Source organism: Polymorphobacter sp., from assembly GCF_051860865.1.
In the GTDB taxonomy this organism is placed as follows: domain Bacteria; phylum Pseudomonadota; class Alphaproteobacteria; order Sphingomonadales; family Sphingomonadaceae; genus Sandarakinorhabdus.
Map to the genome: position 1 here is coordinate 1 of NZ_JBIMKZ010000058.1, position 20230 is coordinate 20230.

The 20230-nt window shown below is 69.1% G+C and carries 19 protein-coding genes; 13 read left to right on the top strand and 6 right to left on the bottom strand.

From position 1 onward, the window contains the following. The coding region (locus ACTIFJ_RS11110; protein ID WP_439534176.1) for an HAS-barrel domain-containing protein at positions 1-611 on the bottom strand (611 nt) is incomplete at its 3' end. Between the two features lie 3 nt (positions 612-614). Continuing rightward, the gene (locus ACTIFJ_RS11115; RefSeq protein ID WP_439534177.1) at positions 615-1184 is read right to left on the bottom strand and encodes a F0F1 ATP synthase subunit delta; all 570 of its coding nucleotides are present in this window, start codon (positions 1182-1184) and stop codon (positions 615-617) included. Between the two features lie 168 nt (positions 1185-1352). Here ACTIFJ_RS11115 and ACTIFJ_RS11120 point away from each other — a divergent pair, with 168 nt between their 5' ends. Beyond that, complete coding sequence (locus tag ACTIFJ_RS11120) at positions 1353-2066, top strand: hypothetical protein (protein ID WP_439534178.1); 714 nt, start codon at positions 1353-1355, stop codon at positions 2064-2066. 16 nt (positions 2067-2082) lie between these two features. On the opposite strand, the gene ACTIFJ_RS11125 is transcribed toward ACTIFJ_RS11120, so the two are convergent. Beyond that, positions 2083-4407 (bottom strand): patatin-like protein, encoded by a 2325-nt coding sequence (locus ACTIFJ_RS11125; RefSeq protein WP_439534179.1) that lies wholly within the window; start codon positions 4405-4407, stop codon positions 2083-2085. Positions 4408-4537: 130 nt separating this feature from the next. Between ACTIFJ_RS11125 and radA the strand changes: the two genes are divergently transcribed. The 7 genes from radA to ACTIFJ_RS11160 all read left to right on the top strand — a co-directional run bounded on the left by radA (position 4538) and on the right by ACTIFJ_RS11160 (position 13057). Beyond that, entirely contained in the window at positions 4538-5932 is a 1395-nt protein-coding gene (gene radA, locus ACTIFJ_RS11130; RefSeq protein WP_439534180.1) for a DNA repair protein RadA, read from the top strand. 57 nt (positions 5933-5989) lie between these two features. After that, entirely contained in the window at positions 5990-6640 is a 651-nt protein-coding gene (locus ACTIFJ_RS11135) for a CvpA family protein (protein WP_439534181.1), read from the top strand. Between the two features lie 3 nt (positions 6641-6643). After that, positions 6644-7951 (top strand): cysteine--tRNA ligase, encoded by a 1308-nt coding sequence (gene cysS / locus ACTIFJ_RS11140; RefSeq protein WP_439534182.1) that lies wholly within the window; start codon positions 6644-6646, stop codon positions 7949-7951. Between the two features lie 70 nt (positions 7952-8021). Further along, the gene (locus ACTIFJ_RS11145) at positions 8022-8456 is read left to right on the top strand and encodes an iron-sulfur cluster assembly scaffold protein (RefSeq protein WP_439534183.1); all 435 of its coding nucleotides are present in this window, start codon (positions 8022-8024) and stop codon (positions 8454-8456) included. A gap of 9 nt (positions 8457-8465) precedes the next feature. After that, positions 8466-10277: a monovalent cation:proton antiporter-2 (CPA2) family protein gene (locus ACTIFJ_RS11150; RefSeq protein WP_439534184.1), complete on the top strand. Its 1812-nt coding sequence runs from the start codon at positions 8466-8468 to the stop codon at positions 10275-10277. Between the two features lie 67 nt (positions 10278-10344). Further along, the gene (locus tag ACTIFJ_RS11155) at positions 10345-11340 is read left to right on the top strand and encodes an NADP-dependent oxidoreductase (protein WP_439534185.1); all 996 of its coding nucleotides are present in this window, start codon (positions 10345-10347) and stop codon (positions 11338-11340) included. Between the two features lie 22 nt (positions 11341-11362). After that, positions 11363-13057 (top strand): phospholipase D family protein, encoded by a 1695-nt coding sequence (locus tag ACTIFJ_RS11160; RefSeq protein ID WP_439534186.1) that lies wholly within the window; start codon positions 11363-11365, stop codon positions 13055-13057. Between the two features lie 164 nt (positions 13058-13221). Here the strand turns inward: ACTIFJ_RS11160 and grpE are convergent, their stop codons facing one another. Then, a complete protein-coding gene (gene grpE, locus ACTIFJ_RS11165; RefSeq protein ID WP_439534187.1) occupies positions 13222-13755 on the bottom strand; it encodes a nucleotide exchange factor GrpE in 534 nt (177 codons plus the stop codon). Beyond that, positions 13752-14801 (bottom strand): heat-inducible transcriptional repressor HrcA, encoded by a 1050-nt coding sequence (gene hrcA / locus ACTIFJ_RS11170; protein WP_439534188.1) that lies wholly within the window; start codon positions 14799-14801, stop codon positions 13752-13754. Before hrcA ends, grpE begins: the two co-directional genes overlap by 4 nt. Positions 14802-14891: 90 nt before the next feature. Here hrcA and rph point away from each other — a divergent pair, with 90 nt between their 5' ends. Genes rph through hemW form a run of 3 tightly spaced genes read left to right on the top strand, consistent with a single transcriptional unit; the run spans position 14892 to position 17358 of the window. Continuing rightward, positions 14892-15608 (top strand): ribonuclease PH, encoded by a 717-nt coding sequence (gene rph, locus ACTIFJ_RS11175; RefSeq protein ID WP_439534189.1) that lies wholly within the window; start codon positions 14892-14894, stop codon positions 15606-15608. Between the two features lie 5 nt (positions 15609-15613). After that, positions 15614-16222 (top strand): RdgB/HAM1 family non-canonical purine NTP pyrophosphatase, encoded by a 609-nt coding sequence (rdgB, locus tag ACTIFJ_RS11180; protein ID WP_439534190.1) that lies wholly within the window; start codon positions 15614-15616, stop codon positions 16220-16222. Beyond that, positions 16219-17358, top strand: a complete 1140-nt coding sequence (gene hemW / locus ACTIFJ_RS11185) for a radical SAM family heme chaperone HemW (RefSeq protein ID WP_439534191.1) — start codon at positions 16219-16221, stop codon at positions 17356-17358. The genes rdgB and hemW overlap by 4 nt, the downstream gene beginning before the upstream one ends. On the opposite strand, the gene ACTIFJ_RS11190 is transcribed toward hemW, so the two are convergent. Continuing rightward, positions 17355-17618: a hypothetical protein gene (locus tag ACTIFJ_RS11190; RefSeq protein ID WP_439534192.1), complete on the bottom strand. Its 264-nt coding sequence runs from the start codon at positions 17616-17618 to the stop codon at positions 17355-17357. The two genes, hemW and ACTIFJ_RS11190, sit on opposite strands and share 4 nt — an antisense overlap. Positions 17619-17708: 90 nt before the next feature. On the opposite strand from ACTIFJ_RS11190, the gene ACTIFJ_RS11195 reads away from it, so the two are divergent. Then, positions 17709-18116, top strand: a complete 408-nt coding sequence (locus tag ACTIFJ_RS11195; protein WP_439534193.1) for a hypothetical protein — start codon at positions 17709-17711, stop codon at positions 18114-18116. A gap of 81 nt (positions 18117-18197) precedes the next feature. Next, a complete protein-coding gene (locus ACTIFJ_RS11200) occupies positions 18198-20111 on the top strand; it encodes a potassium transporter Kup (RefSeq protein WP_439534194.1) in 1914 nt (637 codons plus the stop codon). The last annotated feature ends 119 nt before the right edge of the window (positions 20112-20230 follow it).

Consider the following 20230-nt stretch of genomic DNA (forward strand, 5'->3'; position numbering starts at 1 on the left):
ACATAGATGCAATAAAGTTTCTTCGATTCGTCGTCCCCGGCGTTGCTCGCCTTCTGGTTGATGAAGGTATCGAGCACCACGGCGGTCTTGCCGGTCTGGCGATCGCCGATGATCAGCTCGCGCTGGCCACGGCCGACCGGCACCAGCGCGTCGAGCGCCTTCAGCCCGGTCTGCATCGGCTCGTTGACCGACTTGCGCGGAATGATGCCCGGCGCCTTCACTTCGACGCGCGAGCGCGTCACATCGGTCAGCGGGCCCTTGCCGTCGATCGGGTTGCCGAGGCCATCGACGACGCGGCCGAGCAGGCCACGGCCGACGGGCACGTCGACGATGGTGCCGGTGCGGCGCACGGTGTCGCCTTCGCGGATGTTCGAGTCGGAGCCGAAGATGACGATGCCGACATTGTCCGCCTCGAGGTTCAGCGCCATGCCCTTGATGCCGCCGGGAAACTCGACCATCTCGCCCGCCTGGACGTTGTCGAGGCCATGGACACGGGCGATACCGTCACCGACCGACAGCACCTGGCCGACTTCCGAGACCTGCGCCTCGGCGCCGAAGTTGGCGATCTGGTCCTTGATGACGCGCGAAATTTCTGCGGCGTTGATGTCCATGGTTTAGCCCTTCAGTGCCTGGCCGAGCTGGTCGAGCCGTGTCTTGAGTGAGGAATCGATCATCCGCGAGCCGATGCGGACGATCAGGCCGCCGAGGATGGCGGGATCTTGGGTGAGATCGAGGCTGACATCGCGGCCAAGGCCGGACTTCAGCTTGCTGGCGAGCGCCGTCTGCTGCGCCTTCGACAGGGGATGCGCGCTGGTAACGCGCGCCGTGATCTCGCCGCGCCGGGCGGCGGCCAGCGCCCGCACGTCGCGGATGATCGCCGGCAGCGAGCCGAGACGGCGGTTGGCGGCGAGCACGCCGAGGAAATTGCTGGTCAGCGGGTCGAGCGCCATGGCGCCGGCGATTCCCTTGATCCCGGCGGCGGCCTGGCTGCGGCTGACCATCGGGCTGCTGGTCAGCGCCTTCAGATCGTCAGACGAGGCCAGGCCATTGTCGAGCGATTCGAGGCTGGCGAGCACGGTATCGAGGCTGTTCTGCTCGATGGCGAGATCGAACAAGGCGGTCGCATAGCGGCCGGACAGGCCCTGGGCGATGTTCGCGCGGGCGGTGCCAGTTGAAGGGTCCAAGGGTCCGGGTTCCGGCTGCTTAGGGTTGAGGGTTCGCAAGGGCGAGTGCCCTTCGAAGATGGGGGGGCGGCTAGCACGGGGTGCGGCCTGTTGCAAGGCAGCATGCGCAGGAACCCATCTTCACGCCCTCTTGCGGGGGGCGGCCACAGCCCATTACCATCGCGCAAGATGCCTGGGGCCTTCAATCTGTTTCTTGCCGTTCACGTCGGCGCCGGGCTGGTAGCGCTCATCGCCTTCTGGGGCGCGGTGGCGGCCCGGAAGGGCGCGGCCGCGCACCGGCGCTGGGGCCGGATATTCTCGCTGGCCATCTATATCGCCAGCGTGCAGGCGCTGGCCATGGGCACGCTGTCGGTGATCTGGCCGCTGGCGATGCACCCGCAGCTCACCGACGAGCCACTCTATCGCGGGCTATTCGGATGGATGATGATCTATCTCGGCCTGCTGGCAATCAGCATGACCCGCTACGGCCTGCAGATGGTCGCCAACAAGAACGCCCATGCCAACAACCGCCACTGGACGATGGTGGCGCTGCAGGTCGCCGTGCTCGTCGCCGGGCTCAATTGCCTGGTCCATGGCCTCTGGCTCGGCCAGCCATTGATGGTCGGCATCGCGCTGGTCGGCTTCGGCACCAGCACCACCTACCTCCATTACATGTTTCGCGTCGATGTCGGCCGGCAGGACTATATCCCAGAGCATCTGAAGGCGATGGTCGCCTGCGGAATCGCCGCCTACACGGCCTTCCTGTCGGTCGGGCTTGTCGACATGTTCCCCGAGCATGCCTTCAATCCTGTCATCTGGGCGGTGCCGACGGTAATCGGGCTGGCGATCATCGCGCGCTTCCTGCGCCAGCTCCGGCGCCCCGTTGCCCGGGCCGAGGCCTGACCCCCACGCGAATCGCCTAGCCCTCGTTCTCGTCCGGCAGCCCTAGCTCGGCAGCCAGCACCGCGAGTAGATCGGGCACCGCCGCCAGCGCCGGCCGTTCGGCCTGGATGATCGCCGAAAACGCCTCGCGCTTTAGCGCCGTCAGCCGCTCGGACGACAGCCCGGCGTCCGCTGGCGCCGCCGAGGCGACAATGTCGATCAGCCGCTCGGCGGCATGGAGCCGTCCCCAAAGGTAATCATGCTCGCGGTAACCGCGGCTGAAGAAAGCGCCGAACGCGCTCAGCCTGGCGCCTTTCAGCCGCGTGCCCCCGTGCGCGGCCAGGCTGCGCGCATCGTCGGGCGCGATACGGTCGACCTTGATCTCGTCGAATTCATCCGAGCCATCGCCGCTGATCAGTGCCAGCGTGACGATGTCATAGAAGGGGAAGCCCAGATAGGCGTTCAGCAGATGGCGGCGCAGCGGCCGCGGCATCGGCAGCGTGAAAAGTGCCGCCAGCCGCTGGTCGGTCTCGCCGTCGAGCGCCCGCAGGTCCAGCGCCTCGTCCAAGGCGTCGAGACTGGCCTCGGGCGTCGCGATGGTCAGCGGCGCCGCGGCGGTCAGCCCGGCATGGGCGGCCAGGAATGCCGGGTGGCGCCGCCCGACATGAGTCTCCAGCGCCTCGTAGAAGCCCGCCTTCACCGTCTCCAGCACGGCCCTCGCGCCATCATTGGCGGAATCATTGCTCAGGCTGTTGATCCGCCGCACGCAGAAGCGCAGCCGCCGGATGCGAAAATCCAGGTCGAAGCGCCGCAGGAAGGTCACCCAGTCCGAGTCCCCGCCGCCCTGCGCCGCCGCCAGCGAGACATGGTCGAGCCCCTTTGCAACAAGGCCCGCCTCCAGCGCTCGGCGCACCGCATCGATGGGCCCGGCGCCCAGCGCCGACAGGCTTTCGGCCAGCCATTCGGTCAGCCGCGCCAGCTTCAGCTGCCCATAGGCTGCATAGGTGAACCCGGCGCGCACAGCCGCCGCTGCCTGCCCCTTTGCGCGGAGGTCCGCCAGCCGCTCGGCGGAAAGCCCGAACAGCAGGAATCGCCTGCCCACCGCCGCCTCGATCGCCGCATCGACATCGCCCGCCATCCCCTCGGTAATATGGCGCAGTCGCCGCACCCGCGCCGACAGCGCCTCGATTGTAGAGAGACTGTCGTTGATCGGCTGCTGTCGCGGAATGTCGGCAAGGCTGCGCAGGATCGTCGAGAAGAAGCCCGGCAGCCGGTTGCCGGCGGCGGGGCCGATATGCATGCCGGGGCGGGGGTCGACATAGACAAAGCGCCGGTCGACCTCGCGGTGGGCGCGGTGATGGGCCAGCGCCTCGATCGCCGGGCCGAACGGCCTGCCGTTGATCACAGAGCCATCGATCAGCGTCACCTGCGCCGGATCGCCATGGCGCGGGAACTGGCGGGCGAGGAAGCCGGCGCGCCCCGGCCAGTCGAGCCCGCGCGCCGCCACCAGCGCGTCCAGTTCGTCGACGCGGAACGGCGGAAACGCACCGGGAAAGCTCGCCGTCGCCCGCGCCGCGAACACCAGCTCCACCGGATCGGCCAGCCGACGCTGCCCGGTGGCGTCGGCACCGCTGCTCTGAAAGCCGAGCACCAGCCGATGCTCCGTCTCGGTGATCTCGGCCGGCGAGTGCAGCACCAGCCGAACCCCGGCGCCATGATAATCGGTCACGGTCACGAAAAGGTCGAGCGGCTGCTGCGGGCCGACGAGCGGCGGCGTTGCCTCGGTGTCGGCCATCGCTACCAGCGCGTCATGGATCAAGCCGGAGAAGGTCAGCCCGGAGAACGGCGGCTGGAACCAGCGCGAACGCATCAGCCGGGAGAGCTTGGCAGCCGCCTCGGCGCGGTCGGCGGGCTCCTCCATCTCCTCCAGCCCCAGCCCACGCCGGTTGGTCCAGGCGATTAACGGCATCGCCCACAGTTTCGAGAGCGGCCGCGAGGCGGCGACTGGGTCCAGCATTCGATCGCTGTCGGCGGTCTCCAGCCACATTGTCCGCAGAGGTTCCATGCTCTGTCCGGTGGCAATCGCCTGGCCGAGCAGAATGCCGTTGATGCCCCCGGCCGAGGCCCCGGCGATGATATCGGTACTCACCGTCAGGTCGAGCGCCGGCGCCAGCGCATCGAGCAGCGCCTTGTAGACGATCTCGCTGTCGTCGGCTGGCGGTAGCGTCTCGGGGTCCGGATGGTGCCGGCGCATCGAGGCGCGGCAGAGCTTCCAGATCTCCTTTGTGATGCCATGCATGTAGACCGCAAGGCTGACTCCGCCGCAGCAGACCAGCGCCAGCCGCAGCTCCTTTTCACGCATCGCCGCGCCCGATCATCGAAGGCCAACACCCCATGGGCCATAGTGGCAAGGATAGCCGCTGCTGCATAGCCAGCGCCTTGCGCCGCCAATTCGGCCCTGCTAATGTTCGCTCTCTGTTCACGGAGCAACCATGGCGAAGGCCGCGACCCGATATGTCTGCCAGGCTTGCGGGGCGGTGGCGCCGCGCTGGCAGGGCCAGTGCGCCGATTGCGGCGCCTGGAACACCATCCAGGCCGAAGCCACCGCTGTGGTGACGGCATTTGCCGCCAAGCATTCGCTGGCGGGCGGCGGCCGCACCATTGCGATGACCAGCCTCGCCGACGAAGTGGCGCTGCCGGACCGACTGTCTACCGGTATCGCCGAGCTGGATCGCGCGCTCGGCGGCATCGGTGAGGGGCCGGACGTCAAGGCCGGGCTGGTGCCGGGCTCGGTCGTGCTGATCGGCGGCGATCCCGGCATCGGCAAGTCGACGCTGCTGCTCCAGGCCGCCGGCCGGATGGCGGCGGCCGGTCACAAGGTCGCCTATGTCTCGGGGGAGGAGGCCGCCGACCAGGTGCGACTGCGCGCCCGCCGCCTCGGCCTCGCCCGCGCCGATGTCGCACTGGCGGCGGCTACCAGCGTCCGCGATATCCTCACCACCATGGCTGCCGGCCCGCCGCCGGCGCTGCTGGTCATCGATTCGATCCAGACCATGCATTCGGACACGTTGGAGGGCGCGCCCGGCACTGTCAGCCAGGTTCGTGCCAGCGCCCAGGAGCTGATCCGCTATGCCAAGGCCTCGGGCTGCGCGCTGATCCTCGTCGGCCATGTCACCAAGGACGGCCAACTCGCTGGCCCGCGCGTGCTCGAGCACATGGTCGACACCGTGCTCTATTTCGAAGGCGAGCGCAGCCACCAGTACCGGGTGCTGCGCGCCGTCAAGAATCGCTTCGGCGGCACCGACGAGATCGGCGTCTTCGCCATGGGAGCCAGCGGGCTGGAGGAGGTCGCCAATCCCTCCAGCCTGTTCCTCACCGCGCGCGAGGACGGTCAGTCGGTGTCCGGCGCCGTGGTCTTTCCAGCGCTGGAGGGCACCCGCCCGGTGCTGTGCGAAATCCAGGCGCTGGTCGTCCGGCTGCCCTCGGGTGCCACCCCGCGCCGCGCCGTCGTCGGCTGGGATTCGTCGCGGCTGTCGATGCTGCTGGCGGTGCTGGAGGCCCGCTGCGGCATGAGCTTCGCCAATCACGAGGTCTATCTGAACGTCGCCGGCGGCTTCCGGGTGCAGGACCCGGCCGCCGATCTCGCCGTCGCCGCCGCGCTGGTCTCGGCGCTCACCGACAAGCCGGTGCCGCATGGCTGGGTGGCATTCGGCGAGGTGGCGCTGTCCGGCGAACTGCGCGCCGCCGGGCTGGCCGCGCTGCGGCTGAAGGAAGCCGCCAAGCTTGGCTTTGCCGGCGCCTTCGTCCCTGCCGGTACCCGCGGCGGCGCCATGAAGGTGGCGGCGCTGGCCACGCTCGGCGCGCTCGTCGACCGGCTGGCCGCCTGACCAGTCCGATTGACCGCTCCGATTGACCGCTTGGGGACCGCCGCCTAGGACGAGCCGATGGACGCCCTGACATCCTTTGACGTGGTCGTGCTGGCCCTGGTCGCCCTGACCGGCATCATGGGGCTGGCGCGCGGCTTCGTCGGCGAGCTGGTCTCGCTCGGCGCCTGGGTGGCCGGCGTGCTGGCGGTCCGCTTCTTCCATGTCGAGGCCAAGGCGCTGGCGCAGACCATGGTGACCGACGAGACGGCCGCCGCGGCGCTGGCGCTGGTAGGGCTGTTCGTCGGCGCCTTCCTGCTGGTCCGCATCGTCGGCGGCATGGTCTCCCAGACCACCCGCGCCTCGGTGGTCGGGCCGATCGACCGGCTGCTCGGCCTCGGCTTCGGCCTCGCGAAGGGCGTCGTCGCCGCCGTGCTGCTGTTCCTGCTCGCCAATATGGCGGTCGAGATGATGGGCCCCCAGCCCAGTCCGCAGCTCTGGCTCAAGGAGGCCCGCACCGCGCCGGTACTGGCCATTCTGTCGCGCGCACTCGTCGATTTTGTCGACGAGCAGCGCCGCGTCGACAGCGACATGGCCGAGGCGCAGGACCCGCATGCCGGCTTCGGCGCCCCGGCGCGGAACGGCGGCCAGGGCTATGATCGCCGCCAGCGCTCGGCGCTCGACAAGCTGCTCGACGAGCAGGAAAAACAGACCCCCTCGACCCCCATCTGAGCCATGGAGATCCGGCTCTACAACACGCTGACGCGCGCCCGGGACGCGCTGGTCCCCGCCGATCCGGCGCGGGTGACCATGTATGTCTGCGGCCCCACCGTATATGACCGCGCCCATATCGGCAACGCCCGCCCCGCCGTGGTCTTCGACCTGCTCCGCCGCCTGCTCGGCCATGCCTATGGCGAGGACCATGTCCTCTATGCCCGCAACATCACGGACATCGACGACAAGATCATGGCCCGCGCCATCGCCGAGGGCATTGCCATCGGCACGCTGACCCGCCGCTACGAGGATTTCTATCTCGCCGACATGGGCGCACTCGGCGTCCGCCGTCCCGATCTGGAGCCGCACGCCACCACCAGCATCCCGGCGATGCTGGCGATGATCGCCACGCTGGTCAACAAGGGCCATGCCTATGCCGCCGCCGGCCATGTGCTGTTCGATGTCGGCACCGCCGCCGGCTATGGCCAGCTCTCCCGCCGGCCGATGGACGAGATGCTCGCCGTCAGCCGCGTCGAGGTCGCCCCCTACAAGCGCGCGCCGGCCGATTTCGTTCTCTGGAAGCCCTCGTCGCCCGACCAGCCGGGCTGGGACAGCCCCTGGGGCCGCGGCCGCCCCGGCTGGCACATCGAATGCTCGGCGATGATCGCCGAATGCCTCGGCGAAACCATCGACATCCACGGCGGCGGGCTCGATCTGCAATTTCCCCATCACGAGAACGAGCTGGCCCAATCCAGCTGCGCCCATGACGGCGCCGCGCTCGCCCGCATCTGGATGCACAACGGATTCCTCACCATGGCCGGCGACGAGAAGATGTCGAAGTCGCTCGGCAATGTCGTGAGCGTCGGTGCGCTGCTAGACGAAGGCTGGCACGGGGGCGTCCTGCGTCTGGCGCTGCTCAGCGCTCACTACCGTCAGCCGCTGGATTGGGGCTCCCAGCTTCTCGCCGATTCCAAGGCCCGGCTGGACCGCTGGGGCCGCACGCTTGGTGATGTCGTGCCCAGCGCCCCGTCGCCGGCGCTGCTGGCGGCGCTGGCCGATGATCTCAACACGCCGCAGGCGCTCGCCGCGCTGTCCGCGGATGTCCGCGCCGATCCCGCCGCCGCCGCCGCCGGGCTGGCGCTCATGGGCATCGCCCTGCCGTACACAGGCGAAAATACCGACACTCGTATCGATGCTCTCATCGCCGAACGCACCGCCGCCCGCGTCGCGCGCAATTGGGCGGAATCGGACCGGATCCGCGACGCGCTGCTCGCCGAAGGCATCGCGCTGGAGGACGGCCCCGCCGGCACCGTCTGGCGTCGCCTCTGATCTGCAACCGCCGCCGCGACGGACCTATCGTCGCCTCGCGCAAACCCTCGTCATGCGCTATGGTTTGCCGATGAGCGAACAGCTGTACAACCAGACCATCCTGCGGCTGGCGGCCGATGGCGGGCTCGCCGAGCGCTTGCCGGATCCGCAGGGCAGCGCCGTCAAGGTCTCGCCGGTCTGCGGCAGCCGCGTCACCGCCGATGTCCGGCTGGACGCCGACGGCCGCATCGCCGCCCATGGCCAGGAGGTCCGCGCCTGCGCGCTCGGCCAGGCCGCCGCGACACTGGTCGGCCGCCGGATCGTCGGGGAGGACCGCGCCGGCCTCGTCCGCGCCCGCGCCGAGCTGGCCGACTGGCTGGCCGGCCAGCGGCTGGACGTGCCAGAATGGCCGGGGCTGGAGGTCTTCGCCCCCGCCCGCCCGCACCGCGCCCGCCACCCGTCCATCCTGCTCGCCTTCGACGCCGCCATCGCCGCGGCCGAGGACGCCGCAGACACGGGCTCCTGAGGCGCGCGCATGGCAGCGGCTGAAACGCCCGGCTTCCTGCCCGAAGCGGTGGTCTATCTCGGCGCCAGCGTGGTGTTGGTGCCACTGTTCGTTCGCGCCCGCCTCGGCGCCATTCTTGGCTATCTCACCGCCGGCATCCTCATCGGCCCCTCGGTGCTCGGGCTGGTCAGTGCGCCCGAGCGGGTGCTGCAGTTCGCCGAGTTCGGCATCGTCCTGCTGCTGTTCGTCATCGGCCTGGAGCTGCAACCCTCGCGGCTCTGGGCGATGCGTCGGGACATTTTCGGCCTTGGCAGCGCCCAAGTCATCCTCTGCGGGCTGGCGCTGTTCGGGCTGATGCTCGCCGCCACCAGCTTCTCGCCGCAGGCGGCGCTGGTCATCGCCCTGCCGCTCGGCCTGTCTTCCACGGCGCTGGTCATGCAGCTGCTGCAGGAGCGCGGCCTCGCCGGCACCAGCTTCGGCGAGCGCAGCTTCGCCGTGCTGCTGTTTCAGGATCTGGCGATCGTGCCGATGCTGACCATCGTCGCCGCGCTCAGCCGCGTCCCCGATCCCAATGCCGTGCCCGGTTGGCAGACGGCGGCGATGACCGTCGGCGCGCTGGCCGGGCTGGTACTGGCCGGGCGATATCTGCTGCCGCCGGTGTTTCGCGTCATCGGCACGCTCGGTGCCCGCGAGGCGTTCGTCGCCGCCGCCCTGCTGTCGGTGCTCGGCAGCGCCTATCTCATGGCGTCGCTCGGCCTGTCGATGGCACTCGGCGCCTTTGTCGCCGGCGTCATGCTGGCGGAGAGCCCGTACCGCCACGCGCTGGAGGCCGATATCGAGCCGTTTCGCGGCCTGCTGCTCGGCCTGTTCTTCATCGCCATCGGCATGACGCTGGATCTCGCCGTGCTGCGCGGCCAATGGCCCTTGGTGCTGGCGCTGGTCGTCGGCGTCATGGCCACCAAGACGGCGGTGATCACGCTGCTCGCCCGGCTGTTCGGCAAGCCCTGGCTGCCATCCTTCCAGATGGGCCTGCTGTTGTCGCAAGGCGGCGAGTTCGGCTTCGTGCTGTTTGCCGAGGCCCGGCGCGGCCTGCTGATTGCCCCGGAGGCGGTGCAATTGTTCTCGGCCGTCGTCACCATCTCCATGGCGCTCACCCCTCTGCTGTTTCTCGTCGCTTCCAGGCTCACCCCCCCGGCGCCCGACCAACCGACGCCCGAAGGCCCGGAAACCGCCCGCCACAGCCTCGATGCCGAGGGCCGGGCCATTGTCGTCGGCATGGGCCGCATGGGCCAGGTCGTCTCGCAGATGCTCCGCGCCCGCGGCGTCGAGGTCACCGGCATCGACTGGGCACCGGCGCTGATCGAGGTTGCCGGCAGCTTCGGCAACAAGGTCTATTATGGCGACGGCCGTCGCATCGACATCCTGCGCGCCGCCGGCATCGATCAGGCCGGGCTGCTGGTCTATGCCGTCGATGGCAGCTGGGACCCGGAGATGCTCGCCCCGGTCCGCGCCGCCTTCCCGGACCTGCCGATCCTCGCCCGCGCCCATGACCGGCTGCACTGGCTGTCGCTGCGCCGCTCGGGCATCGAGGTGGCGGTCCGCGAGACATTCGAGAGCGGCATCGTCCTCGGCCGCAGTGCGCTGGCGATGCTCGGCACCGCCGAGACCGTCATCGATGCCATCGAGGTAGAATATCGGCGCCGCGATCTGGAGCGGCTCAACCTGCAATTGTGCAGCGGCGACGACCATTCGGGCAGCGACCGGCTGATTCGCGCTCGGATCGATCTGTCCGCCCCCGACGCCGCACCGTCTGCCGCCGGGCTCGACGAAACCCGCGCCTGAGGCATTTTCTCCTGCGCACCGCTTCGTCACATCTGCTAGGCAGTCGCCGAGCGAAAGGAGCGTGACGATGATGCGATCGACAGAAATACGGCTGACGTCGCGCCCCGACGGCATCCCCGATGACGGCAACTTCGATATCGTCACTGTCGATCTCTCCGCCCCGGCCGACGGCGAGGTGCTGGTTCGCAACCGCTGGATGTCGGTCGATCCCTATATGCGCGGCCGGATGGTCGACCGCCCGAGCTATGTCCCGCCGTTCCAGCTCGGCGAGGTGCTGCAGGGCGGCGCCGTCGGCGAGTTCGTCGAAAGCCGGGCCGAAGGTCTGGCGCCCGGCGATCTCGTCCTTTCTATGCTCGGCTGGCGGGAGGCGTTCATTGCCCCGGCCGCGGCGCTGGAGACGCTTCCGCGCGCCTCCGGCGTCCCCGAACAGGCCTTCCTCGGCGTTCTCGGCATGCCTGGCCTGACCGCCTGGGCCGGGCTGACTGAGATCGGCAAGCCGAAGGCCGGCGAGACGGTATTCGTCTCGGGCGCCGCCGGCGCCGTCGGCTCGGTGGTGGCGCAGGTGGCGCGGCTTAAGGGCTGCACGGTCGTCGCCAGCGCCGGCAGCGACGCCAAGTGCGACTGGCTGCGCTCGGTCGGCGTCCACCATGCCATCAACTACAAGACCTGCGGCAACCTGCTCGACGCCGTCCGTGCCGCCGCCCCGCGCGGCATCGATGTCTATTTCGACAATGTCGGCGGCGAGCATCTGGAAGTTGCCATCGAATGCGCCCGGCCGTTCGCCCGCCTCGTCGAATGCGGGATGATCTCCGGCTACAATCAGGCCGCCCCCGGCCCGTCCAATATCATGCAGGTCGTCGGCAAGAGCCTGACCATGCGCGGTTTCATCGTCGTCGAATTCGCCGCGCTGCGCCCGCAGTTCCTCGCCGAAATGATGGCCTGGGTTTCGGCCGGCGAGATCAAATGGCAGGAAACGGTGGTGGACGGGATCGCCCGGGCGCCCGAGGCCTTTGTCGGCCTGTTCTCCGGCGCCAACACCGGCAAGATGCTGGTCCGGCTTTGAACCAAGGCGTAGGGCAGCGGGCATGAGCATCTGGGTGCCGGATGGCGGCGTGCGCGGCGGCAAGCTCGGGCCAGGCTTCCCCCCGCGAGACGGCAATGCTGCCGCGCCGCTGATCCTCGCCTGCGAGATGTACCCGGCGCTCGAACGGCTGGCGCTTGACGCCGAGTCGACCCTGTTCCTCGCCTTCCGCGTCTTCGATCCCACCACGAAGACCCGCAGCGACGAGGCCTTGGCGCTCGGCCTGAATGACTGGACGGCGCTGATCCGCCATACCGTGGAGCGCGGCGTCATCGTCCGCCTGCTGCTCACCGATTTCGAGCCCGCCTTCGCCGATCAGCTGCACAGCGCCTCTTGGCGCACCTTCAAGGTGCTCCGCGAAATGGCCGAGCATCTCTCCGAGGATGCGCTCGAGCGGATGGAGATGATGATTGTCCAGCACCCGGGCGAAGTCGGCTGGGCGCTGCGCCAGCTGCTGCGCATCCCCGCCGGACTCGGCATGCGCAAGGCGCTGGCGAGGCTGGCCGGGCTGGACGAGGACGATCCACTGTCCGTCCGCCCCGGCCTCTGGCGCTATGCGCGTGATCTGCGCGGCACCGCCCGCTACCGGCGCGGCGGCGCCCCCCGGCTGTGGCCGGCAACGCTCCACCACAAGTTCGCCGTTGCCGACGCCCGGCGCGGCATCATCGGCGGGATCGATGTCAACGAGCGCCGCTGGGAAACCCCGGCCTATGACCAGCCGGCCGACGAAAGCTGGCACGATATCAGCCTCGCTGTCGACGGCCCCGTCGCCGGCGACATGGCCGAGCATTTCCGCCGACTCTGGAACGACGCACTGCCCCGTTACCGCGAGATCACTAAATTCTGGATGACCGGCGCTGAGCGCGAACTCACCGTCGAGCCGCTCGACGACATGCCCGAACCCTTCACCCCGCCGCCGGCGGTGGGGAAGGGGAAGATGCAGCTGCTGCGCACCCTGTCGCGCCGCAATCGCCAGCCCTTCGCCTCCGGTCCCAGGCGCGAGGTCCGCGAGCTGATGGCCGCCCACCGCCAGCTGATCCTCTCGGCTCGCGACGTCCTCTATATCGAGGCGCAGTTCTTCCGCTCGCGCCGCGCCGCCAGCTGGGTCGTCCAGGCGGCCCGGCGCAGCTCCAGCCTTCAAATCATCATTGTCCTGCCTCAGGCGCCCGAGGAAGTGGCCTTCGATGGCGGCGGCAACAATCCGGCCCACCGCCACGGCGAATGGCAGCAGTCACGCGCGCTCGGCTATCTGCGCAAGCGCCTCGGCGCCCGCGTCGGCCTCTATGCACTCGGCCGCCGCAAGTCGCTCGAGCCCGAGGAGCGGGAATTCATCGCCACGCGCGGCACCGCCTTCGGCGCCGGGATGATCTACGTCCACGCCAAGCTGCTGATCGCCGACGACCGCGCCGCCCTCGTCTCCAGCGCCAACATGAACGGCCGCAGCTTTAGCTGGGACAGCGAGCTCGGCGTCCTCTGGGAACAGCCGGACGCCGTCCAGGCCTTCCGCCAGCGCCTCTGGCAGCAACTGCTCGGCGAAGACCTGCCCCTCGAAAACGCTGGCGCCCGCTGGCGCGAAATCGCCGAAGCCAATGTCGCCCTGGCCCCCGAAGACCGCCAGGGCTTCGTCCTCCCCTACCGCTACGCCCGCGTCCGCCGCTTCGGCCGCCCGTCGTGGTTCGTCCCCGACGATCTGGTGTAAGAAGGGGGATAGAGCCTCCGGCGGCTGGGGCCGCAGGCCCCAGACCCCATTAATCAGGTTCGTGATGCGGCGAGATCGGTCGTCGTGATGGGAAACTGCAAATCTTGGGGTCTGGGGCCTGCGGCCCCAGCCGCCGGAGGTTCTTCCAATCCGGCGGAGGTTCTTTACTCCGCTGCCTTGGCGACGCTGACCAGTGCCGGCCGCAGCAGCCGGTCCTTGATCGTCCAGCCGCCCTGCAGCTCGGCGACGACGGTGCCGGGTTCGGCGTCGGCGGTCGGCACTTCGAGCATAGCCTGGTGCTTGTTGGGGTCGAGTTTCTGGCCCAGCGCGTCGATGCGGGTGATGCCGTTACGGCCGAACACGGCGATCAGCTCGCGCTCGGTGGCCTCTATGCCGGCCTGGACGCCTTCGACGCCGGCGGTGGGCAGCGCGTCGAGTGCGCGGCGGAGGTTGTCGGCGACGGCGAGCAGGTCGCGGGCGAAGCCGGTCATTGCATAAGCGGCGGTGTCGGCCTTGTCGCGTTCGAGGCGGCGGCGGGTGTTCTCGGTTTCCGCGGCGGCGCGCAGCAGCCGGTCTTTCAGCTCGGCGATTTCGGCGTCACGCGCGGCTAGCTGCTCCTCGAGGCTGGGCCCGGTGTTCTCCGGCGGTGCGGCGGCCTCGCCGACCTCGGGTTCGGGGGAGGTATCGGTATCGTTCATGCGACAAGCCTGCTCAATGTTCGGGCGGTGTAATCCACCATGGGGATCACCCGCGCATAGTTCAACCGGGTTGGCCCGATAACCCCGACCACGCCGACCATCCGGCCGCCCTGGCCGCGATAGGGCGCGGCGATGACGCTGGAGCCGGACAGCGAAAACAGCCGCGATTCGGCGCCGATGAAGATGCGGGTGGCGTCCGCCCCGCTGGCCAGTTCGAGTAGCTTGACGAGGTCTTCCTTGTCCTCGAGGTCGCCGAGCAACTGGCGGATGCGCTCGGGATCGACACTGGGCTCGACCAGCCGGGCCTGGCCACGGACGATCAGCACCGGGCGCTGCGCCCCGTCCGCCGACCAGACCGCGAGCCCGGCCTTCACCGCATCGGCAGTCATCGCATCGAGCGCGGCGCGCTCGGCGGCTACTTCCTCGGCGAGTCTGGTGCCGGCTTCGGATAGCGTCAGCCCGGCGAGCCGGGCGTTGATGTAATTGGCGGCCGCTTCGAGCGCGCCGGGCGGCGTGCCCTCGGGTAGCGTGACGACACGATTCTCGACGCTGCCGTCGGCGCCGACCAGCACGGCCAGCGCCCGGCGCGGCGCCAGCAGCACGAAGCTCAGCTGGCGGATCACCGGATCGGTGCGCGGCACCAGCACCAGCCCGGCGCATTGGGACAGGCCGGACAGCACGGCGGTAGCCTGGCCGAGCACTTCCTCGAGCCCGCCGCCGCGGTCTAGCCCGGCGATCAACCCCTTCTCGATGGCAGCGCGCTCCTCTTCGGAAGGCTCGCTGGCCTGCATCAGCCCGTCAACGAACATCCGCAGCCCCAGCTCGGTCGGCAGCCGCCCGGCCGAGGTATGCGGCGCGGCGAGCAGCCCCAGCTCCTCAAGGTCCTGCATGACGTTGCGGATCGAGGCCGGCGACAGCCCGAGCCCGCCATGTCGCGAGATCGTGCGCGAGCCCACCGGGGTGCCGGTGTGAAGATAGGAGTCGACGATTTGCCGAAACACCTCGCGCGCGCGGTCGGTCAGTTCGGCCACGGTGGGGGACTGCATGGTCCCTCTTAGATAGGCCCGGCGGCCGGGCGTGACAACTGGCCTGCGAGCGGCTACCTGCCCGCATCTCTTCATTCCAAGGAAATGCCCATGCGCCCCTCCGGCCGCACCCCCGACCAGATGCGCGTCATCGAGATGATTCCCGGCTTCTCGGCGCACGCCGAGGGCTCGTGCCTCGTCAAGTTCGGCCAGACCCATGTGCTGGTCACGGCGAGCGTCGAGGAGCGGCTGCCGCCGTGGCTGCGCGGCCAGGGCAAGGGCTGGGTGACGGCGGAATATGGCATGCTGCCCCGCGCCACCCATACGCGCGGCAGCCGTGAGGCCGCCAAGGGCAAGCAGTCGGGCCGCACCCAGGAGATCCAGCGGCTGATCGGCCGGAGCCTGCGCGCCGTCACCGACCTCGTCGCGCTCGGCGAGCGCCAGATCACGCTCGATTGCGATGTTATCCAGGCCGATGGCGGCACCCGCACCGCGGCCATCTCGGGCGCCTGGGTGGCGCTGCGCCTGGCGCTGGACGGCATCCATGCCAAGACGCCCTTCGCCGCCGATCCGTTGGCGCTGCAGGTCGCGGCGATCAGCTGCGGTGTCTACAAGGGAACCCCGGTGCTCGATCTCGATTATGACGAGGACTCGGCCGCCGACACCGATGCGAACTTCGTTCTCACCGGCGATGGCGGCATGGTCGAACTCCAGGCTACCGCCGAGGGCGCGCCCTATGACGAGGAAACGTTGCTGCGCATGCTCCGCCTGGCGCGGATCGGCTGCACGCAGGTGTTTGCCGCGCAGCGCATCGCCACCGGCCGCTGAAGGACATGCCGATGCGCCGCCGTCTCGATCCCGGTGACCTGGTCCTTGCCACCCATAATCCGGGCAAGGTCGTCGAGCTGCAGGCGCTGGTGGCGCCGCACGGGCTGGGCGTCGTCTCGGCCGCCAGCCTGGGCCTGCCCGAGCCCGAGGAGACCGGCGACACCTTCATCGCCAATGCCGAGCTGAAGGCGCTGGGGGCGGCGCGCGGCGCGGGCTTGCCGGCGCTCGCCGACGATTCCGGCCTGTGCGTCGATGCGCTGGGCGGCGCACCGGGCATCTACTCCGCCCGCTGGGCCGGCCCGGACAAGGATTTCGACGAGGCGATGGCCCGGGTCCATGAGATGATCGGCGCCGACGGGCCGCGCACCGCCCATTTCATCTGCGCGCTCAGCCTCGCCTGGCCCGATGGCCATGTCGAGACGGTGGAGGGCCGGGTCGACGGCGCGATCGTCTGGCCGCCACGCGGTAGCAACGGTTTCGGCTATGACCCGATGTTCCTGATGAACAACCGCACCCAGACCTTCGGCGAAATGTCCCGCGCCGAAAAGGAGGCGGAAAACCACCGCGCCCGCGCCTTCCGCCTGCTGCTGCCCCTGCTGCCGGACCGCGCATGAGGCCGCCACTGGCGCTTTACGTCCACTGGCCGTTCTGCGTCACCAAATGCCCCTATTGCGATTTCAACAGCCATGTCCGCGCGGGCGTCGACGAGGCGGCCTGGACCGCTGCCCTGCTCGCCGACCTCGCCCATGAGGCGGCGCTGCTTCCCGGCCACCGGCTGACCAGCATCTTTTTCGGCGGCGGCACCCCGTCGCTGATGCCGACGGCCACGGTGGCGGCGCTGATCGACGCTGCTTGCCGGTACTGGCCGGCCGATCCGGACATCGAGATCACGCTGGAGGCCAATCCCTCGTCGGTGGAGGCCGCCCGCTTCGCCGGTTTCGCCGCCGCCGGCGTCAACCGCCTCAGCCTCGGCGTCCAGGCGCTCGATGACGCGGCGCTGAAATTGCTTGGCCGCCCCCATGACCTCGCCCAAGGACTGGCAGCCCTCGATGTCGCGCAGGCGCAGTTCCCGCGCGTCAGCTTCGACCTGATCTACGACCGCCCCGGCATGACCGAACCGCTATGGGAGGCCGAGCTGGCCCGGGCACTGGCCTTCGGCACCGACCATCTGTCGCTCTACCAGCTGACCATCGAGCCCGGCACGCGCTTCGCCGCGCTGCACGCCAAGGGGCAGATCATCCTTCCCGATGCCGATACCTCGGCAAATCTGTTCGCGCTGACCCGCCAGATGACGGCGGCCGCAGGCTTCGCCGCTTATGAGACCAGCAACCATGCCCGCCTCGGCGCCGAATCGCGCCACAACATCGCCTATTGGACCTATTCGGACTATGTCGGGATCGGCCCCGGCGCCCATGGCCGCCGGCTGGGCCGGGCCAGCGAGCGGCTGAAGAAGCCTGAGCCCTGGCTGGCCCAGATCCGAGAGCTGGGCCATGGCATCGCCACCGACCCCGCGCTAACGCCGACGGAACGCGCCACCGAGGCGCTGGTAATGGGGCTCAGGCTGGCGGCCGGAATCAACCGGGAGTGGTTCCACCACCAGACCGGCACCCCGCTAGAGTCCGCCACCGATGGGACGCGGATCGCCGCATTGGTCGCAGCCGGATTGATCGAGGCTACGCCAACGTATCTGCGCCTCACCCCGCCCGGCCAGCCGCTAGTCGATGCAATCCTGCGGGAAATCGCCGCCTAAAGGCCGGGGGTCGGCGTCACCGGCGGGACCACTACAGGTTGCACAGCCGTGCGCTTCTTCTCGTTGCGCACGACCGCACGGCGCACCGCCCAGCTGCCCACCGCCAGCGCTACCATGCCGGCGGGGCCAAGGCTGCGGGTCAGCACCGGCAGTGCCACGCCGACCGCCAGCCCGATCGGCCCCGCCGACGCACCGCCCAGCGACCGGCCGACTGTGCGCGCCGCCATCGCCATCATTGTCCGACCCATCAAACCCGGCATATGCTCTCCTTTCGGCAACAACCTCGATATCAGCCCGATGATCCCCAAATTAAAGATGCGCCTCGGCGCGCAAATCCGCATAACGACGGCATGAAGCCGGCGATCGTCCTCATCAAGATCTGGCTGCTTGCCGAGATCGTCATGGCGGCGCTTTATCTCGGCCAGTGGCGGGCGATGCGCTTCGCCGACCCCGCCGGCCCGGTGCCAGCGCCGGCGCCGCACATGGCAACCGCCGAACTTGCCTATCTAATGATTTTCCTTGCCGCCGTCGCCGCTACCTGGCGCTGGGCACACCGCAGCCGCGCCCGGCCGGACCGGCTGATCTCGTTGCTGATCTTCGTCTATGCGATGGTCAGCCTGCTCAGCATCGCGCTCTGGGCGTTGGCCGACACGGCGGGCAAGATTCGCGGGCTTTATGCGCTCGATGCGGCGATCTCGCTGTTCGGCCTCGCGCCGGGCCTGGCGATCATCGGTTTCATCCGCCGCCACGCGCGATGAGAGCCGCCGGCCCTGCTGCATTGCGGCACGCCGCCGGCTATGCTACCGCCCGCCGGCTTCCCAGCGGGACCACTGACCCTCATGTCGATTGACAAGGCCTTGGTGCCAGCGCCTGACGGCGCCGTCCCCCCGGCCCATCCCAAGCAGACCACGCCGCGCCTGGCGCTCGGCGCGCTCGGCATCGTCTTCGGGGATATCGGCACCAGCCCCCTCTATGCCTTCAAGGAAACCTTCGTCGGCCATCACCCGATCGCCGTCGACGCGCCGCATATCTACGGCGTCGTCTCGCTGATCTTCTGGTCGATCATGCTCGTCGTCACGGTCAAATATGTCACCGTCATCATGCGTGCCGACAATCGCGGCGAAGGCGGCAGCCTGGCGCTGCTGGCGCTGATCTCGCGGCTGTCCCCGGGCAGCCGCCGCTCGCGCTACCTGGCGCTGCTCGGCGTCATGGCCACCGCGCTGTTCTTCGGCGACGCCATGATTACCCCGGCGATGACCGTGATGTCGGCCGTCGAGGGCCTTACCGTCGTCCAGCGCGGCCTGTCGCCCTTGGTGGTGCCGATCGCCATCATCATCCTGATCGGCCTGTTCCTCTTCCAGAGCCGCGGCACGGCGCGGGTCGGCGCGCTGTTTGGCCCGATCATGATGTTCTATTTCGCCACGCTGGCAGTGCTCGGCGTCGTCAACGCCATCAACCGTCCGGATATATTGCTCTCCCTCAATCCCTATTGGGCCGGCGTCTTCCTCGTCTCAGATCCCGGCCTTGCCTTCCTCGCCCTCGGCTCGATCGTCCTTGCCGTCACCGGCGCCGAGGCGCTCTATGCCGACATGGGCCATTTCGGCCGCCGACCGATCAGCATCTCCTGGATGTGGATCGTGCTGCCGGCGCTGATGCTCAACTATCTCGGCCAGGGCGCGCTGCTGCTGGACAATCCCGGCTCGGCCGAAAACCCCTTCTTCCTGATGGCGCCGGAATGGGCGCGTCTGCCGCTGGTCCTGCTCGCCACGCTGGCCGCCATCATCGCCAGCCAGGCGGTGATCTCCGGCACCTTCTCGGTCACCCGCCAGGCCATCCAGCTCGGCTTCCTGCCCCGTCTGCGCATCACCCACACCAGCGCCGCCGCCGAGGGCCAGGTCTATATCCCGATCGTCAACTGGACCCTGCTGACGCTCGTCGTCCTGCTCGTGCTCGGCTTCCGCTCCTCGTCCAACCTCGCCGCCGCCTATGGCATCGCCGTCACCGGCACGATGCTGATCGACACGCTGCTCGTCGCCGTGCCCATCCTCACCATCTGGAAATGGCCGCGCTGGTGGGCGCTTCCGCTGCTCGCCGCCTTCCTTGTCGTCGACATCACCTATTTCGCCTCCAACCTCACCAAGGTGCCCGATGGCGGGTGGTTCCCGCTGGTCATCGGCCTCATCGGCTTCACCTGCCTCACCACCTGGGCCCGCGGCCGCCAGCTGATGCAGGAGCGGCTGCGGGAAAGCGCCATGCCGATCGAGGTGTTCATCAAGTCCGCCGCCTCGGCCGCCACCCGCGTCTCCGGCACCGCTGTGTTCATGACCTCGTCGCCCACCGGCGTGCCGCCAGCGCTCCTCCACAACCTCAAGCACAACAAGGTGCTGCACGAGCGGATCATGATCCTCACCGTCGTCATCGACGAAGTGCCCTATGTCTCGCAGGAAGACCGGATCGGCACGCTCGAACTCGGCCAGGATTTCTACCGGATCATCATCCGCTACGGCTTCATGCAGAAGGTCGATATCCCCCGCGTCCTCAAACGCATCGAAAACTGCGGCCCCCAGCTCAAGATGATGGAAACCAGCTTCTTCCTGTCGCGCCAGACCCTGCTCGCCTCCAGCCGCCCCGGCATGGCGCTGTGGCGCGAAGCGCTGTTCGCCTGGATGATGCGCAATGCCGAAAGCGCGATGGACTTCTTCAAGCTGCCCACCAATCGCGTCGTCGAGCTCGGGTCGCAGGTAGAGATATAGAAGGGGCCTCCGGCGGCCGGGGGCTTGCCCCCCGGACCCCATGAACGGGCTTTCGCTGACCTTCGATGGTTCGGACCCGGCCCCACCTTGGGGTCTGGGGCCTGCGGCCCCAGCCGCCG

Excerpts from the sequence above, each read along its gene's own strand:
- ACTIFJ_RS11120 (WP_439534178.1), top strand. The coding sequence starts at position 1,353 with ATGCCTGGGGCCTTCAATCTGTTTCTTGCCGTTCACGTCGGCGCCGGG.
- ACTIFJ_RS11125 (WP_439534179.1), bottom strand. The coding sequence starts at position 4,407 with ATGCGTGAAAAGGAGCTGCGGCTGGCGCTGGTCTGCTGCGGCGGAGTC.
- radA (WP_439534180.1), top strand. The coding sequence starts at position 4,538 with ATGGCGAAGGCCGCGACCCGATATGTCTGCCAGGCTTGCGGGGCGGTG.
- ACTIFJ_RS11135 (WP_439534181.1), top strand. The coding sequence starts at position 5,990 with ATGGACGCCCTGACATCCTTTGACGTGGTCGTGCTGGCCCTGGTCGCC.
- cysS (WP_439534182.1), top strand. The coding sequence starts at position 6,644 with ATGGAGATCCGGCTCTACAACACGCTGACGCGCGCCCGGGACGCGCTG.
- ACTIFJ_RS11145 (WP_439534183.1), top strand. The coding sequence starts at position 8,022 with ATGAGCGAACAGCTGTACAACCAGACCATCCTGCGGCTGGCGGCCGAT.
- ACTIFJ_RS11150 (WP_439534184.1), top strand. The coding sequence starts at position 8,466 with ATGGCAGCGGCTGAAACGCCCGGCTTCCTGCCCGAAGCGGTGGTCTAT.
- ACTIFJ_RS11155 (WP_439534185.1), top strand. The coding sequence starts at position 10,345 with ATGATGCGATCGACAGAAATACGGCTGACGTCGCGCCCCGACGGCATC.
- ACTIFJ_RS11160 (WP_439534186.1), top strand. The coding sequence starts at position 11,363 with ATGAGCATCTGGGTGCCGGATGGCGGCGTGCGCGGCGGCAAGCTCGGG.
- grpE (WP_439534187.1), bottom strand. The coding sequence starts at position 13,755 with ATGAACGATACCGATACCTCCCCCGAACCCGAGGTCGGCGAGGCCGCC.
- hrcA (WP_439534188.1), bottom strand. The coding sequence starts at position 14,801 with ATGCAGTCCCCCACCGTGGCCGAACTGACCGACCGCGCGCGCGAGGTG.
- rph (WP_439534189.1), top strand. The coding sequence starts at position 14,892 with ATGCGCCCCTCCGGCCGCACCCCCGACCAGATGCGCGTCATCGAGATG.
- rdgB (WP_439534190.1), top strand. The coding sequence starts at position 15,614 with ATGCCGATGCGCCGCCGTCTCGATCCCGGTGACCTGGTCCTTGCCACC.
- hemW (WP_439534191.1), top strand. The coding sequence starts at position 16,219 with ATGAGGCCGCCACTGGCGCTTTACGTCCACTGGCCGTTCTGCGTCACC.
- ACTIFJ_RS11190 (WP_439534192.1), bottom strand. The coding sequence starts at position 17,618 with ATGCCGGGTTTGATGGGTCGGACAATGATGGCGATGGCGGCGCGCACA.
- ACTIFJ_RS11195 (WP_439534193.1), top strand. The coding sequence starts at position 17,709 with ATGAAGCCGGCGATCGTCCTCATCAAGATCTGGCTGCTTGCCGAGATC.
- ACTIFJ_RS11200 (WP_439534194.1), top strand. The coding sequence starts at position 18,198 with ATGTCGATTGACAAGGCCTTGGTGCCAGCGCCTGACGGCGCCGTCCCC.